Annotated in this window: 14 protein-coding genes and 1 riboswitch; of the genes, 8 read left to right on the top strand and 6 right to left on the bottom strand. The window is 70.4% G+C overall.

Translation table 11 applies throughout. The features are described from left to right. Positions 1 to 18: 18 nt before the first annotated feature. From CEG14_RS20080 to CEG14_RS20070, 3 genes are all read right to left on the bottom strand, one after another. The gene (locus tag CEG14_RS20080) at positions 19 to 417 is read right to left on the bottom strand and encodes a Rap1a/Tai family immunity protein (RefSeq protein ID WP_094828140.1); all 399 of its coding nucleotides are present in this window, start codon (positions 415 to 417) and stop codon (positions 19 to 21) included. Continuing rightward, positions 417 to 1,499 carry a hypothetical protein gene (locus CEG14_RS20075; protein ID WP_218831346.1) on the bottom strand — a complete coding sequence of 361 codons (1,083 nt, stop codon included), beginning with the start codon at positions 1,497 to 1,499 and terminating at the stop codon, positions 417 to 419. Before CEG14_RS20075 ends, CEG14_RS20080 begins: the two co-directional genes overlap by 1 nt. Positions 1,500 to 1,607: 108 nt before the next feature. Next, positions 1,608 to 2,795, bottom strand: coding sequence for an MFS transporter (locus CEG14_RS20070; RefSeq protein ID WP_256985858.1), 1,188 nt, complete (start codon positions 2,793 to 2,795; stop codon positions 1,608 to 1,610). A 95-nt stretch (positions 2,796 to 2,890) separates the two neighbouring features. Between CEG14_RS20070 and CEG14_RS20065 the strand changes: the two genes are divergently transcribed. After that, positions 2,891 to 3,697 (top strand): helix-turn-helix transcriptional regulator, encoded by an 807-nt coding sequence (locus CEG14_RS20065; protein WP_094828137.1) that lies wholly within the window; start codon positions 2,891 to 2,893, stop codon positions 3,695 to 3,697. A gap of 74 nt (positions 3,698 to 3,771) precedes the next feature. Here CEG14_RS20065 and CEG14_RS20060 read toward each other — a convergent pair whose 3' ends face one another. The 3 genes from CEG14_RS20060 to CEG14_RS20050 are packed head-to-tail and all read right to left on the bottom strand — an operon-like array spanning position 3,772 to position 6,682. Next, positions 3,772 to 4,632 (bottom strand): lysozyme inhibitor LprI family protein, encoded by an 861-nt coding sequence (locus CEG14_RS20060; protein WP_094828136.1) that lies wholly within the window; start codon positions 4,630 to 4,632, stop codon positions 3,772 to 3,774. Between the two features lie 55 nt (positions 4,633 to 4,687). Continuing rightward, positions 4,688 to 5,998, bottom strand: coding sequence for a hypothetical protein (locus CEG14_RS20055; protein WP_256985857.1), 1,311 nt, complete (start codon positions 5,996 to 5,998; stop codon positions 4,688 to 4,690). Between the two features lie 51 nt (positions 5,999 to 6,049). Next, positions 6,050 to 6,682 (bottom strand): hypothetical protein, encoded by a 633-nt coding sequence (locus CEG14_RS20050; protein WP_094828135.1) that lies wholly within the window; start codon positions 6,680 to 6,682, stop codon positions 6,050 to 6,052. Between the two features lie 387 nt (positions 6,683 to 7,069). Next, positions 7,070 to 7,235: riboswitch (yybP-ykoY riboswitch) on the top strand. Positions 7,236 to 7,252: 17 nt separating this feature from the next. Here CEG14_RS20050 and mntP point away from each other — a divergent pair. The 7 genes from mntP to CEG14_RS20015 all read left to right on the top strand — a co-directional run bounded on the left by mntP (position 7,253) and on the right by CEG14_RS20015 (position 13,639). After that, on the top strand, positions 7,253 to 7,831 hold the full coding sequence (gene mntP / locus CEG14_RS20045) for a manganese efflux pump MntP (protein ID WP_094828134.1): 579 nt from the start codon (positions 7,253 to 7,255) through the stop codon (positions 7,829 to 7,831). 147 nt (positions 7,832 to 7,978) lie between these two features. Continuing rightward, on the top strand, positions 7,979 to 8,746 hold the full coding sequence (locus CEG14_RS20040; protein WP_094828133.1) for an IclR family transcriptional regulator: 768 nt from the start codon (positions 7,979 to 7,981) through the stop codon (positions 8,744 to 8,746). Positions 8,747 to 8,824: 78 nt separating this feature from the next. Next, the gene (pepE, locus tag CEG14_RS20035) at positions 8,825 to 9,529 is read left to right on the top strand and encodes a dipeptidase PepE (protein ID WP_094828132.1); all 705 of its coding nucleotides are present in this window, start codon (positions 8,825 to 8,827) and stop codon (positions 9,527 to 9,529) included. Further along, the gene (locus tag CEG14_RS20030; RefSeq protein WP_094828131.1) at positions 9,526 to 10,455 is read left to right on the top strand and encodes a DUF1177 domain-containing protein; all 930 of its coding nucleotides are present in this window, start codon (positions 9,526 to 9,528) and stop codon (positions 10,453 to 10,455) included. Before pepE ends, CEG14_RS20030 begins: the two co-directional genes overlap by 4 nt. Continuing rightward, positions 10,452 to 11,138, top strand: coding sequence for an AroM family protein (locus CEG14_RS20025; protein WP_094828130.1), 687 nt, complete (start codon positions 10,452 to 10,454; stop codon positions 11,136 to 11,138). The genes CEG14_RS20030 and CEG14_RS20025 overlap by 4 nt, the downstream gene beginning before the upstream one ends. A gap of 84 nt (positions 11,139 to 11,222) precedes the next feature. Continuing rightward, complete coding sequence (locus tag CEG14_RS20020) at positions 11,223 to 12,215, top strand: Bug family tripartite tricarboxylate transporter substrate binding protein (RefSeq protein ID WP_094828129.1); 993 nt, start codon at positions 11,223 to 11,225, stop codon at positions 12,213 to 12,215. A 314-nt stretch (positions 12,216 to 12,529) separates the two neighbouring features. Further along, positions 12,530 to 13,639, top strand: a complete 1,110-nt coding sequence (locus CEG14_RS20015) for a porin (protein ID WP_094828128.1) — start codon at positions 12,530 to 12,532, stop codon at positions 13,637 to 13,639. Positions 13,640 to 14,144: the final 505 nt, after the last annotated feature.

Genomic DNA, 14,144 nt, shown 5'->3' with positions numbered 1-14,144 from the left:
GGCGGCCCGCCCCGCGCATCAACGCTTGCCGGTGGCCGCCGCCGCGCAGGGGAAGGCCTGGCGCAGCGCCTGGCCCGTGAGCGTGCCGGCATTGCCGCGCAGCGCGCTGGCCGGCTGGTCCTGCAGAAAGGTGTGGACCCGGTCGCTCAGTTCGTGCGGCAGCACGCCGGTCTTGGTGCACCAGAGCCGGCCCTGCGTCAGGTCGGCCACGCCGACGATATACGCCTGCGCATAGGTCGAGGAATAGCGCTGGCGCTGCGTCGTGTCGGCGATGCCCGACGGCATGTTGCCCTCGAGCGCGGTCAGCAGCTCGGCGCCGCTGAAACTGTAGGTGCGCGGCGGCTGCTGCGCCTGGACGGCGCTCGCGGCGAGCAGCATCAGCGCCGCCGTCAAGCGGCGCGGGGCGGGGAGGGCCATCATTGGCTCCAGTCGAAGGTGAGGTGTTGCAGGTCGAGCCAGGCATTGCCCGAGCCGAAGTTGTAGCCGCCCAGCGTTTCCTCGAACTCGATGTAGTACGGGCTGATGCCGTCCGGGATGGACTGGGCGGGCCGCATGGTGCCGCCGATGTGATTCGGCAGGTGGCCCTTGGCCCAGGGATGTTCGCGGTAGGCCTCGCGCGTGAGCTTGCCGTCCTGCCAGTAGAACTCGCGCTGGTACTGGCCTTCGCCGGCGGGCGGGTTCTCGAGCGGCGCGCGTCCGGCGTTGGGATCGTCATGGCGCGGCGTCCACGCGAGCGCGCGGTTGTAGCCGGGCGTGCGCTGCGGATCCTCGCCCAGGATCTTGCGGTAATAGCCCTGGTCGAGCGGCGCCTGCAGCGGATCCTCGTAGCCCCAGAACGCCGCCGCCGCGCCGACGCGCAGCCAGGCCGGCGGCCGCTGGCGGTCGCGGTAGCGGTTGGGATCCAGCGCGGGCGGCTCGCAGAAGGGGCCGTCGAACTCGGCGCGGGTGTGGAAGATCACCGCGTACGGGCAGCCCAGCAGGTCGGTCATGCGATGCAGGCGCGGGTGGCGCTGGCGCTGCGCCTGCCAGAACGGCAGCAGGTCGGGATCGGTCGGCGTGGGCATGTCGTCGCGCCAGGCGTCGAAGAAGGCCCGCACCTCCTTCACCTCGGCCGGCCCGCCGTCGTTGTGGTCGACCGCGATGGCGAAGAACGAGATCGCCACCAGGTCGCTGCCCTGCGCCCGATAGGCCTCGGGCAGCAGCAGCGTGAAACCGTGCGAGAGCGGATAACCGTTGGTCGGGTCGAGCGGCCATTGCGCCGGCGTGATGCCGGGCGGCAGGCCGAAGCACCAGCCCTGGCCGCGCGGGCCGTCGGCCAGGATGCTGCGATGTTCGATCTCCAGGTCATAGGCCTGCATGCGCGAGGCTCCTGTGCGGGTAGAGGCGGCCGCGGCCGGGCGCAACCCCAGGCCCAGCGCCAGGCCCGCCAAGGCCTGCAGCGCGCCGCGGCGGGCGGGGCGTTGCGGCGAATCGGGCGCGTCGGCGTGAGGCTGAGGCATGAGGCGTTGCGGGCGGCTGGCGGAATACGCAACGAGTGTACGGCACGCCCGCCACCCCGCTTCGTCACAGGAGGCAACCGCGTATGAGCGCGTGCTTGCACGCCGTGCTCAGGCGCGCCGTGCCACACGCCATTGCAGCAGCGCGCCGGCCACGCACACGAGGCCGGCCGATCCGGCGAGCGCGGCCACGGGCCACTGCAGCGCGAGCAGCATGCCGCCCGCGGCCGCGCCGATGGCGCTGCCCAGATAGAGCGCGGACTCGTTGAGCGCCACCGCGAGATTGCCGTCGCCATGCGCCTCGCGGGCGCGGATCAGCGCGTCGTTCTGCGGCACCTGCAAGGCCCAGCCGGCCGCGCCCCACAGCGCGATCGGCACCAGCGCCAGCCAGGGTGACACGGCGGCGGCGAGCGGCAGCGCCAGCAGGGCGGCGGCGAGCAATGCCATGATGGCCAGCGCGAGCCGCGCGCCGTGGAAGCGATCGGCCAGCGGCCCGACCAGGATGCTGCCGGCGATGCCGCCCAGCCCCCACACCCACAGGAACGGCGTCACTGACGTGGCGCCGCCGTGGGCGGGCGCGGCCATCAGCGGCGCGAGATAGGTGTACAGGCCCAGGCTCGCCACGGCGGCCAGCAGCGAGACCAGCAGCACCGCGAGCACGTCGCGGTCGGCCAGCAGCCTGAGCTTGTGGCGCAGCGCCAGCGCGGCCGCCGCCGTGAGGGGCGGCAGCCGCAGGGCCAGGCCGAGCAGCGCCACCAGGCCCAGCGACGCCACCAGCCACAGGGCACTGGCCCAGCCATATCGTTGCGCGAGCAACAGGCTGGCGGGCACGCCGAGCACGGTGCCGCTGGCCATGCCGCCCATGATGACGGCGATGGCCTTGCCGCGTCGCGCGGGCGGGCTCACCGATGCGCCGGCCGCGATGCCGGCGGCGAGGTAGACGCCCGCGCCCACGCCGGCGAGGGCCCGCGTCGCGAGCAGCCAGCCGAAGTCGGTGGCGAGCGCGCTGGCGGCATTGGCGAGCACGAACAGCGCGAGCGCGCCCAGCAGGCCGGCCCGCTGCGCGCGCGGCGGCAGCAGCGCCACCACCAGGGGCGAGCCCAGGCCGTAGGCCAGCGTGAAGGCTGTGACCAGTTGGGCGGCGAGCGCCACCGGCACGTCGAACGCGCTCTGCAGCAGCGGAATCAGGCCGGCCATCGCATAGGACGCCATGCCGAGCGCGAACGCGCCCAGGGCCACCAGCGGCACGACGGCCGGCAGCGGGACGGAAGAGGGGGAGACATCACGAGAGCGGGGCACGGCACGATTCCTGGCGGCAAAGCCCGGATTCTGGCGCCCTCGCAAGACCATTACAATTTAGCCGTTTATGCTATTACTGAAGGCAATCCTCTCCCATGCGCACGCTGGAACGAACCCGCGATGAACTGGCCGCGTTCCTGCGCGCGCGCCGCGAACGCCTGAGCCCGGCCGAGCTGGGCCTGCCCGAGGGCGGCCGGCGTCGCACCCCGGGCCTGCGACGCGAAGAGGTGGCCGCGCTCGCCGGGGTGGGCGTCACCTGGTACACCTGGCTCGAACAGGGCCGCGAGATCGGCGTGTCGGCCGGTTTTCTCGACAGCCTCGCGCGCGTGTTGCGGCTCGACGCCTCGGAGCGCCGCCATCTGTTTCTGCTGGCCCACGCGCGGCCGCCGGCCGAGCCCGGCAAGACCTGGTGCGTGGTGCCGCCGCTGGTGGTGCGCCTGATGCACGATCTGGCGCCGCACGCGGCGTACGTGCTCAACCTGCGCTGGGATGTGCTGGCCTTCAACGCAGAGGCCGACCGCCTGTTCGGCTTCGCGCGCCATGCGCCCGGCCGCCGCAATCTGCTGTGGCTGCTGTTCACCGACGGCGCGTTGCGCGAGCGCTTCGCCGACTGGGACGGCGCGGGGCCGCAGATGCTCTCGAGCTTTCGCCGCGACTACGCGCGCGCCACGCAGGAGGCCGACATCCAGGGACTGGTGCAGGAGCTGGGCCGCGTCTCGCCCGAGTTCCAGCAGTGGTGGGGGCGGCACGAGGTGCACGCGCCCTGCGAGGGCACCCGGCGGCTCGCCGTGGACGGGGCCGTGCAGGTCTACGACCACACCTCGCTCACCATCGATGCCGACCGGCATCTGCGCATGGTGGTCTACGCGCGCCAGCAGGCCGCCGAGACCCGGCAGGACTGAGGCCGCGCGCAGCGCGCGCAAAGCAAAGCCCCGGCGCATGCCGGGGCTTTGCATGCGGCGCCGGACCCCGCGGGTCAGGGCTTGACGGGCACGCCGGAGGCCGTGGGGTCTGCCAGCGGAAAGGTCTTGTCGGTCAGGCAGGTGCGCAGCCAGGCGTAGTCTTCGTCGTCGATCACCTCGCCATCGACCTTGGGCAGGTCCCTGGCATAGAGCTCGCCCTGCGGCGCCTCGGGGTTGGTCGTCCAGTGGCCGACCTTGTCGTTGGCGCTCGGGCAGCCGGTGTCGTTGCCATTGAGGTTGCACATCGCGATCAGCCGGGGCTTGCCCTGCTCGACGTTGGCCACGTAGCGATAGGTGTAGGCCGCGTTGGTGGCGAAGTACTCGTCCACGCTGCAGATGCGGTCGCCGTTCTGGTAATGGCGGGTGGCGAAGCAGCCATAGCTGGTGTAGTCGCGCGGCAGCATGTCGCAACTGGTGCGATAGCCGGCGTAGTCGCCGCCGCTGAATTGCGCGAGGAACCGGCGCTGGGCCTGGGCCCGGGCGACCAGCTCGGGCGTGCCGTCCTTGGCCTGCGCGGCGAGGTCGCCGGTGCGGAACTCATACATCTCCAGCGCGGCGTCGACCAGCTCGCGGGCGCCCGGCTTCACGTCGAGCTGCTGCTGCAGGGCGAGCAGGCCGTTGTCGCGCGCCGTGAGCCAGCGGCGCTGGCTGTCGCGCACCATGTCGCGCAGGGTCTCGTCGGGCGCCTTCTTCAGCAGGGCCGCGTACGCGCGGTTCAGATCGGCGTCGGCTTCCTTCAGACGCGGGTCGCTGCAGACGAGCTTGTCGGTCGGGCTCGCCGCCTTGGCGCAGTCGATCGCCATGGCGGGCGCCGCGGCGGCGCACAGCGCGGCGAGCGCGAGGCCGCGCAGCAGGGAGGGCAGGGTGTGCTTCATTGAGAGATCCGGGAAACGGGGGGAAGGCCGGCCCGCGAGCGAGGCCGGCCACGCGTCAGCGGCTGATGACCTCGCTGTCTTCCATGACGATGCGGTAGCCGTCGCGCAGGTTCAGCACGTAGGTGAAGTTCGAGGTGCCGCTCGCGTCGCGCTTGCGCTCCGGGCTCGACACCTTGTAGTCGTAGATGCCGCGCACCAGGCACAGGCCATCCTTGCACTTGGCGGTCAGCGAGCTCTGGTCGACCGTGAAGCGGCGCACCGGCCAGCGTGCGAAATAGCGCTCCTTGTCAGCGATGATCTCCGACTTCGGCCGCACCTTCTTGAAATAGTCCACCTCGTCGGCATAGAACTCGCGCGTGAACTTCATCGCCTGTTCGTTGGACGCGCTGCCGGTCTGGATCATCAGCGCGGCGGCGTTGATCGCGCGCTGCTCGTCGCTCGGGCGGGCCGGGGGCGCCTCGGTGGCGCCGCTCTGCGGCTTGCGCGTGTAGGGGTTGTCGACGGGCGCGTTGGCCGGCGCCTGCGATTGCGGCTGTTGTTGCGGCAACGGCTGCTGCTTGGGCAGCGGCTGCGATGTCTGGGCGGGGGCTTGCGCCGGGGCCTGTGCCGGGGCGCCGCGCGACGGCGCGGCGGTGTCGGCCTGCGCGGTCTGGGTGCCGCCCGCGGTGCGGTTGATGCCGTATTTCTGGATCTCCTGCGGCGAGAAGAAATACATGCTCTTGGACGGCGTGCTGAACATGATGCCCAGCACGTCGGCCGACACGCCGTATTTGGGCAGAGTCGAGACGATGTCGGAGACGCCGAACTGCGCCGCTTCGCCGCTCAGCTCCGGCGCGGAGATCTGGTGCACGCCCAGGCGGCCGTCGGCCACGCGGTACTTGCCGGCGAAGAACACGAACGAGCAGGCCGAGGCGCAGTAGCTGTCGGCCGGGATGTAGGTGTTGAGGCCGCGTTCATACACTTCCTCGGCCACCACCAGGCCGATGTGCACCAGGCCGCCCGGGTTGTCCTGCAGGATCAGCGTCTCGATGGTGGGATGCTCGCGCAGCGCCTTCTTCAGGTTGAGCAGGTCGTTGGCGCCCACGCCGCCCGTGTAGACCAGCAGGCTGGGCTGGCGGCCGAGGTAATAGAACGGGCCGTAGCGCTCGAGATCCTCGGGCGGCTTGGCCGGCTGTTGAGCGGGCTGTTGTGCAGGCTGCTGGGCCGGTTGCTGCGCGGGTTGCTGCGCGGGTTGCTGCGCGGGTTGCTGTGCCGGCTGGCGGCTGGGAAGCTGCGCCGGCTGGGCCTGCACGGCAAGCGCGCCGAGCGAGAGGGCGAGGCCGGTGGCCAAGGTCGTGAGCGTGTGGTTGAGCATCTTCTTCTTCATTCCGGTTGGGCGGATGTGCCGGCCATGCGCAGGCGAACCGCGTGAGGCAGTTTACTGATCGACCGAGCGCATGTCGCAGGTGGTCTCTTCGACAGAGCAGACGCCGCGGAACCAGGCGCGCCGCGTGACGCGCTCCGACGGCGGCAGGGGTTCGAACTTCCGGTCGACGAGCAGCGCGTAGTCGAGCAGCAGCCAGTCGCCATCGCAGGCCAGGATCTGTCGTATCGCGCCGCGCTCGGTGAGCCAGTCCTGGCCCAGGTCCAGCAGGCGGGCGCTGGCGGGATCGGGGCGCGCATAGCCGCGTGCCGACTGGATGCCGACCCTGGCCTCGCTGGCGCGGATCCAGCCGCTGCCGGCCGGCACCGGCCGAGGCTTGGTGCTGTTGTCGTCGTTGGCGCCCGTGATGTGCAGCCAGCCGTCGCGCGCCTCGGTCACCTGGAAGCCGACGCTGTAGTAGTCGTCGTCGGTCTCGGGCGCGTCATCGGCGCCCGTGGTCGGCAGCGTGCCGATCGCGGGCGCGTCGTCGGCGGGCGCCGCGCGCAGCGTGATCGAGGGCAATTCGTTGTTGGTCCACGCGTAGAAGTCGCAGGCGGTGGGGCCCGGCACGGCCGGCACCTCGGCCGCGGCAGGCTGGGCGCGCGCGGGCACGGCCGGCGCCAGCGCGAGCGTCATGGCCAGGATCAAGGCAGTGCTTCTAGCGGTCGTGCCGGCTCGTGTTGTCATCACCTCGAGGCCCGCGTGGTTGCGAGCACAACATTTTAGGGGCAAGCGGGGCGCGGCGGCCCCGCCTCGTCAATCGGGATCGGCGGCCTCCAGGATCTCCTGGCCCGTCCGCACGCCTGCGCCGGGCATCCGCGCGTGGCGCAGAGGCGAGGCGAAGGGGAGGCGCTGCATTTTGACCCAGGCGCGGCCCGCCACGCGCCCGAGAATGAAACGAAATCCAACATGGCGCAACGCGAGGCTGCCGCGATGCGCGAACGAACCCCTGCCGCGCGGCGCGGCGGCGGCGCCACAATGACCCTGCGCGGCGCGCGGTTCGTCATCCGCCTGCAGCCTCGCGCTGCTAAACTTCAGTCTTCCTTTGGGGAGTAGCCTCCGGTTCCTGCGGAGCCGGGCGCGCGTCAACACTCTTGGCCGACAGGCCATGGCGCGTGCAGCCCGAGCGGCCTGGCGAGACCATAGATTCCTGACGAGCCTTGCCGGGCGACGTCAGGCGATCTATGTCTACGCGCCCGGCACCGAATCTCCTCTTCCATGAATCTGTTTTCCACGATCGTTCTCGCGTTCGCGATGTCGACCGATGCCTTCGCGGCCGCGGTCGGAAAGGGCGCGGCCCTGCACAAGCCCAGGTTGCGCGAAGCCCTGCGCACCGGTCTCATCTTCGGCGTGATCGAGGCGATCACGCCCGTCATCGGCTGGGCCCTGGGCTCGGTGGCCGCCCAGTATGTGGCGGCCTGGGATCACTGGATCGCCTTCGGCATGCTCTGTATCCTGGGCGCGCTCATGATCCGCAATGGCTTCGCCAAAGACGAGGAAGACGCCGCGCCCGTGACCCGCCACTCCTTCTGGCTGCTGGCCGCCACCGGGTTTGCCACCAGCATCGACGCGATGGCCGTGGGCGTGGGCCTGGCCTTCATCGACAACAACATCGTCATCACCGCGCTCGCGATCGGTCTCGCCACGATGCTGATGGTGTCGATCGGCGTGATGGTGGGCCGCTTCATCGGCGGCGTGGCCGGCAAGCGCGCCGAGATGCTCGGCGGCCTCGCCCTGATCGGCATCGGCTGCACCATCCTCTACGAACATCTGCACGCCGCCGCGCCCGCGCTCTGACCTCCGCGCAGCCCGGCCCCGCGCCGCCCCTCCGGGCGGCGTTTTCGTTTGGGGCGCGAGCGCCGCCGGTGTCTTGACCCGCCCCGCGCGCTTCGATTAATCTCGGTTCGACATTAAGGAACTTATGTTCCGTTTTATGGAACTTTGATGAGCATTCTCGACGGCGTCCAGCGCGTGCTTTCGCTTTATGCGGAAGGCGCCACGGAGCTCAGCTTCACCGAAGTAGCCAGCCGGCTGGCCCTGCCCAAGAGCAGCGCGTCGCGCCTGCTCAACCAGATGCAGACCTACGGCCTGCTCGACCAGGATCCCGCCTCGCGCCGCTATCGCGCGGGCGCGCTGCTGGCGCAGGCGGTGCGCGCCGGCATGGCCGCCACGCCGCTCGACGAAGCCTGCCGCGCGGTGCTGGCGCGCCTGTCCGACAGCTCGGGCCTCACCGCCTATCTGTCCACGCTGAACCAGAACGAGACCGTGGTGCTGCAACGCCTGAACGGCTCGCATCCGGTGCAGGTGCTGTCGCCGCCGGGCTCGCGCCGCGCCGCCGCCGATACGGCCATGGGCCGGGCGCTGCTGGCGCGCCTGAGCTATGCCGAGTTCCAGTCGCTGTACGGCGCGCAACCCGACGCGGCGCTGCCGGTCGAGGGGCGCGACTGCCCGGCCACGGTGGGCGAGCTCGCCGCGCGCGTGGCGCAGATCCGCGCCGAGCGCTGCGCGGTCGCGATCGACCAGGCCATGCCCGGCATCGGCGCGGTCGCGGCCGCCGTGCGCGACCCCGCCACCGGCGAGCTGCGTGGGCTGTGCCTGTCGTTCGTGTCGTTCCAGGCCGACGCGGCGCGCGTGGCCGAGCTGCGGCAGTCCGTGCTGGAGCAGGTCGGCGCGCTCGGCCGCGAGTTGCACGATCCCTTCTGGCAAGGCTGAAGGCCCGGCGCAGCCGCCTCCCTTTTTTGCATGCCGGACCGCCCACGCGCGGCCGGCGTCTCACTCGGAATCCCTTCCATGAATCTTCTGCTTCTGAGCAATTCCAGCAGCGATGCGGGCTATCTGGTCCATGCGCTGCCCGACATCCGCGAACTGATCGCCGGGCTGCCCGCGGGCGCCTCGGCCGTGTTCGTGCCGTTTGCCGGCGTGACCCGTGACTGGGACACCTACACCACGCTGGTGAGCGACGCGCTGGCCCCCACCGGCCTCGCGGTGCAGGGCCTGCACCGCGCCGCCGACGCCCGCGCCGCGCTCGAGCACGCCGCCCTCGTCATCGTGGGCGGCGGCAACACCTTCAACCTGCTGGGCGAGCTGCGCCGCCAGGGCCTGCTCGACGTGGTGGCCGCGCGCGTGCGCGCCGGCACGCCCTACCTGGGCTGGAGCGCCGGCGCCAATCTCGCCTGCCCCACGATCTGCACCACCAACGACATGCCGATCACCGATCCGGGCGGCTTCGGCGCGCTCGGCCTGATCCCGTTCCAGATCAACCCGCACTACACCAACGCGCACCCGCCCGGCCACCGTGGCGAGACGCGCGCGCAGCGCCTGGCCGAGTTCTGCGCCAAGAACCCCGCGATGCCGGTGCTGGGCCTGCCCGAAGGCACCGGCCTGCGCGTGCGCGGCGCCGCGCTGACGCTGGTCGGGCCCTACGAGGCCACGCTGTTCCTGGGCCCGCAGGCGCCCGTGCAGTTGGCCCCGGGCGCCGTCGAGGTGCCGGCATGAAGCAGGTCATCGATACCATTGAGCTGCTGTCGTCGGCCCACGTGACGGGCGAGTCGGTCGCCGCCGTGCTGCGCGCCGCGGGCCGCTGCGAGGTCGAGGTCACCCCCCTCGCGCGCGACGGCCTCGCCACCGATTTTCTTTCGATCGTGATCCCCGGCGCCGATGCCAGCGCGCCGCAGCTCGGCATCGTCGGCCGTCTCGGCGGCATCGGCGCGCGTCCGGCCGTCACGGGCCTGGTGTCCGACAGCGACGGCGCGGTGGTCGCCATCGCGGCCGCGCTCAAGATCATGGCCATGGCCGCCCAGGGCGACGTGCTGCCCGGCACCGTGCGCATCCGCACCCACATCTGCCCGCGCGCCGGCACGCGCCCGCACCATCCCGTGCCGATGATGCGTTCGCCCTTCCCGATGCGCGAGATGATGTCGCACGAAGTCGACCCCGCCATGCAGGCGATCCTGTCGGTCGACACCACGCGCGGCAATCGTCTCGTGAACCAGCGCGGCGTGGCGCTCACGCCCGTGGCCAAGCAGGGCTATCTGCTGCGCATTCCCGAAACCCTGCTCGACCTGATGGGCTGGGTCAGCGGCCAGCTGCCGATCACGCTGCCGCTCACCACGCAGGACATCACGCCCTACGAAAACGGGCTGTGGCACGTGAACTCGCTGATGCAGCCGGCCATCGTCACCGACGCGCCGGTGGTCGGCGTGGCGCTCACCGCGCAGACCACCGTGCCCGGCTGCGCCACCGGCGTCACCAACGCGGTGGACGCCGACGTCGCCATGCGCTTCTGCATCGAGGTCGCCAATCTGTACGGCCAGGGCGTGCTGAAGTTCTTCGACGAAGCCGAATGGCAGGCGCTGCAACGCCGCTACGGCTCGATGGCGCATCTGCAGACGCTGGGCCACGGCGACGCGGGCGCGGCATGAGCACCGCCGCGCGCCGCGTGGCGTTCTTCACCATCGGCCAGTCGCCGCGCAGCGACGTCGTGCCCGAAATGGCGCCGCTGCTAGGCGCGCACGTGGGCATCGACGAGTTCGGCGCGCTCGACGCACTGGACGGCGCGGCGCTCGAGGCCATGCGGCCGCGGCCCGGCGCCTACCGCTTCGCCACGCGCATGCGCGACGGCGCGCAGATCGAGCTCGACAAGCAGGCCGCCGAGACGCGCCTGGCCGAGATCATGGGCCTGGCGGATACCCAGGGCTACGACGTGCTGGTGCCGCTGTGCACCGGCACCGCCATCGCGCCCATGCGCACGCTGGTGGTCGAGCCGCAGCAGGTGGTGGACCATCTGATCGCGGGCCTGTCGGGCCACTGCCGCCGCATCGGCCTGGTGGTGCCGCTGGCCGCGCAGGTGGACGCCTTTCACCTGGCCACGCCGCTCGCCTGCGAGACCCGCGTCGTGCATGCCTCGCCCTACGAGCCGGATGCGGCGCGCGCGCAGGCCAGCTTCGAGGCCGCCGGCCGCGCGCTGGCCGACTGCGACCTCATCGTGCTGCATTGCATGGGCTATGCGGAACGCATGCGGCGCGCCACCGCGCAGGCATCGGGCCGGCCGGTGCTGCTGTCCAACCGCATGGTGGCGCAGTCGCTCGCCCAGATTCTGGAATAAAGCAGAAACGCCGTCCCGCCCAGGCGGGCGCGGCGCGAGGAGACCTTGCCGTCTTCGTCAATCAAGTCACAGGAGTGTCGTTTCATGTTCAGCCGTACCCTGCATCGCGCCGCTGGCGCCCTGTTCGCCGCCAGCACCCTGGCCGCCGCCACCCCCGTCCTGGCGGCCGACGCCTGGAAGCCCACCAAGCCCGTGCGGCTGCTGGTGGGCTTCGCGCCCGGCGGCTCCGCGGACCTGCTGGCCCGCATGCTGGCCGAGCCGCTGTCGCAGCGCCTGGGCCAACCCGTCGTGGTCGAGAACCTCGCCGGCGCGGGCGGCAACATCATGGCCTACCGCCTGAGCCAGTCGGCCAACGACGGCTACGCCATCGGCATCGCCGCGGCCGGCTCGATGGCCATCACGCACGTGCTCAATCCCAAGGGCACCAACTACAAGCCCGCCGACTTCACGCCGATCACGCTGGTGGCCACGCAGCCCAACGTCGTGATCGTCAACAAGGACGTGCCGGCCAACACGCTGCCCGAGCTGAAGGAATACTTCCAGAAGACGCCGACCGCCACCTATGGCACGGCCGGCGTGGGCATCTCGAATCACCTGATCGCCGAGACCATGCTGTACAAGCTCGGCGTGAAGGTGCCGCACGCCGCCTACCGTGGCGCGGCCCCCGTGATCACCGACCTGCTGGGCGGCCACATCGCCATGACCATGGACAACATCTCGACCGCCGCGCCGCTGGTGCAGCAGGGCAAGGTGAAGGCCATCGGCGTGGCGTCGATCAAGCGCGCGCCGCAGCTGCCGAACGTGCCGACGCTCGACGAGCAGGGCCTGACCGGCTTCAACATGCCGACCTGGCAGGGCGTGTTCGCCCCGGCCGGCCTGCCCGCCGAGGCGCGCGAGACCTACTACGCCGCGTTGCAGGACGTGCTGAAGCAGCCCGCGCTGATCGAGAAGATGGCCACGCTGGGTTCGGAGCCGGTCACCGGCATGAGCTCGGCGCAGTTCGGCGAATTCCTGGAGAAGGATCGCCAGCAGTGGGCCGACATCGTCAAGGCGGCCAACATCAGCCTCGAGCAGTGACCGCGCTGCCGCGCATTGCGCGGCGGCTTAAGCGACGACGCCAGGCCCGCGGGCCTGGCGTTTTTTTTGCGCGCGCCACATTGACGGCATAGCACACGCGCATGACGCGGGTTTTGCGCCTGCGCGTCATTTACATTGCGTCGGCCCGATGCCACAGAAAATCCGGTGTTTTTCGATGCATCCCGGGTAATCCCGCGTCTGTCACTGAAATTAAAAATGGCGTCCCTAGGATGCGTTCCTGTCATGCGCGCTGCGGTGGTTGACGCAAGGTCCGAGCCGATGCGCATGCTTCTTCAATTAATGGGATACCTCCAATGAAAAAGACTTTGCTCGGCGCTGCCGTTCTGGCCGCCATGGCTGGCACCGCCCAGGCGGAAACCTCCGTGACGCTCTATGGCCTGATCGACACCGGTATCGGTTATCAGCGCATCAAGGGTGGTGACGATCATCAATCGAAGTTCGGCATGGCCAACGGCGTGTCGAGCGGCTCGCGTTGGGGCCTGCGCGGTTCCGAAGACCTGGGCGATGGCCTGAGCGCTGTCTTCGTGCTGGAAAGCGGCTTCAACTCCGCCAACGGCCAATCGGGCCAGAACAGCCGCCTGTTCGGCCGTCAAGCCACCGTCGGCCTGAAGAGCAGCTCGTGGGGCCAACTGGACTTCGGCCGCCAGACCAACATCGCCTCGAAGTACTTCGGCGCGATCGATCCGTTCGGCGCCAGCTACGGCCAGGCCAACATCGGCAACGCCTTCAGCGCCGCCAACACCGTCCGCTACGACAACATGGTCATGTACCAGACCCCGTCGTTCAGCGGCTTCCAGTTCGGCGCCGGTTACTCGTTCAACGTGGCCGACACGACCGCCGCCCAGACCGGCTTCGCCACCGCCGACAACACCCGCGGCATCACCGCCGGCGCCCGCTACGTCAACGGCCCGCTGAACGTGGCCCTGTCGTACGACCAGCTGAACCTGTCGAACAACGTCGACACCGAAGCCACGCCCAAGCAGTGGATCCTCGGCGCTTCGTACGACTTCGAAGTCCTGAAGCTGGCCCTGGCCTTCAGCCAGACGCGTGACGGCTGGTTCGGCGGCCAAGGCATCAACGCCTTCGGCAGCGGCACCGCCAGCGCCGCCGGCTTCGGCTCGAACGTGGCGGCCGACGGCTTCCGCGCCAACTCCTACCTGGTCGGCCTGAGCCTGCCGATCGGCGGCGCCAGCAACCTGCTCGCTTCGTGGCAGCGTTCGGCGCCCAAGAACGACAAGCTCAATGGTGACGACGCCACGCTGAACGTGTTCAGCATCGGCTACACCTACGACCTGTCCAAGCGCACCAATCTGTACGCGCTCGGTTCGTACGCCAAGAACTTCGCCTTCCAGGAAGACGTGAAGAGCACCGTGGCGATCGTGGGCGTTCGCCACCGCTTCTAAGCGGACCTGCACCCCGCGGCGCACCTTCGCCGCGCCGCGGGGCGCTCCCGAACCGGGTTCGGGTGAGTGGGCTGGACGTCTTACCCGGCCACAGACGCGAAAAAGGCGGCCACCTCCCTAGCTCCACCGCCAGCCTGCTCTCCCGAATCCGGTTTTCCCGTCGCGCCGCCTCCGGCGCGATCGCAACGGCCGCGCGCCGCACCGGCGCATTCCCGCGGCGTTGCCGTCTCCCCTCCCTGCCATGACGGTCGCGCGACACTGCGCGCGAACGGCCTGCCGGCACGTCTCGCGCGGCCCGCGCGCGCGTGTTGTTTGTCCATCGTTCGTCCGATCCCGAGGCCGGCGCGGCCACGGTGCGCGAGCCTCAATACCCACATTTCGTTCCCCGCGATCATCGCCTTGATCGTCCGATATTCCGGCGTTTTTTGCGTGTAGCCGACATCGTATGTCCGAGATCCCGGGCAGGCCGCAGACATAAAAATTGGTGTCCCTAGGATGCATTGGC

The sequence above is a fragment of the Bordetella genomosp. 1 genome, assembly GCF_002261335.1.
Classification (GTDB): domain Bacteria; phylum Pseudomonadota; class Gammaproteobacteria; order Burkholderiales; family Burkholderiaceae_B; genus Bordetella.
Note: the sequence above shows the minus strand (reverse complement) of the source record. Positions and strands in the feature narration are given on the sequence as shown.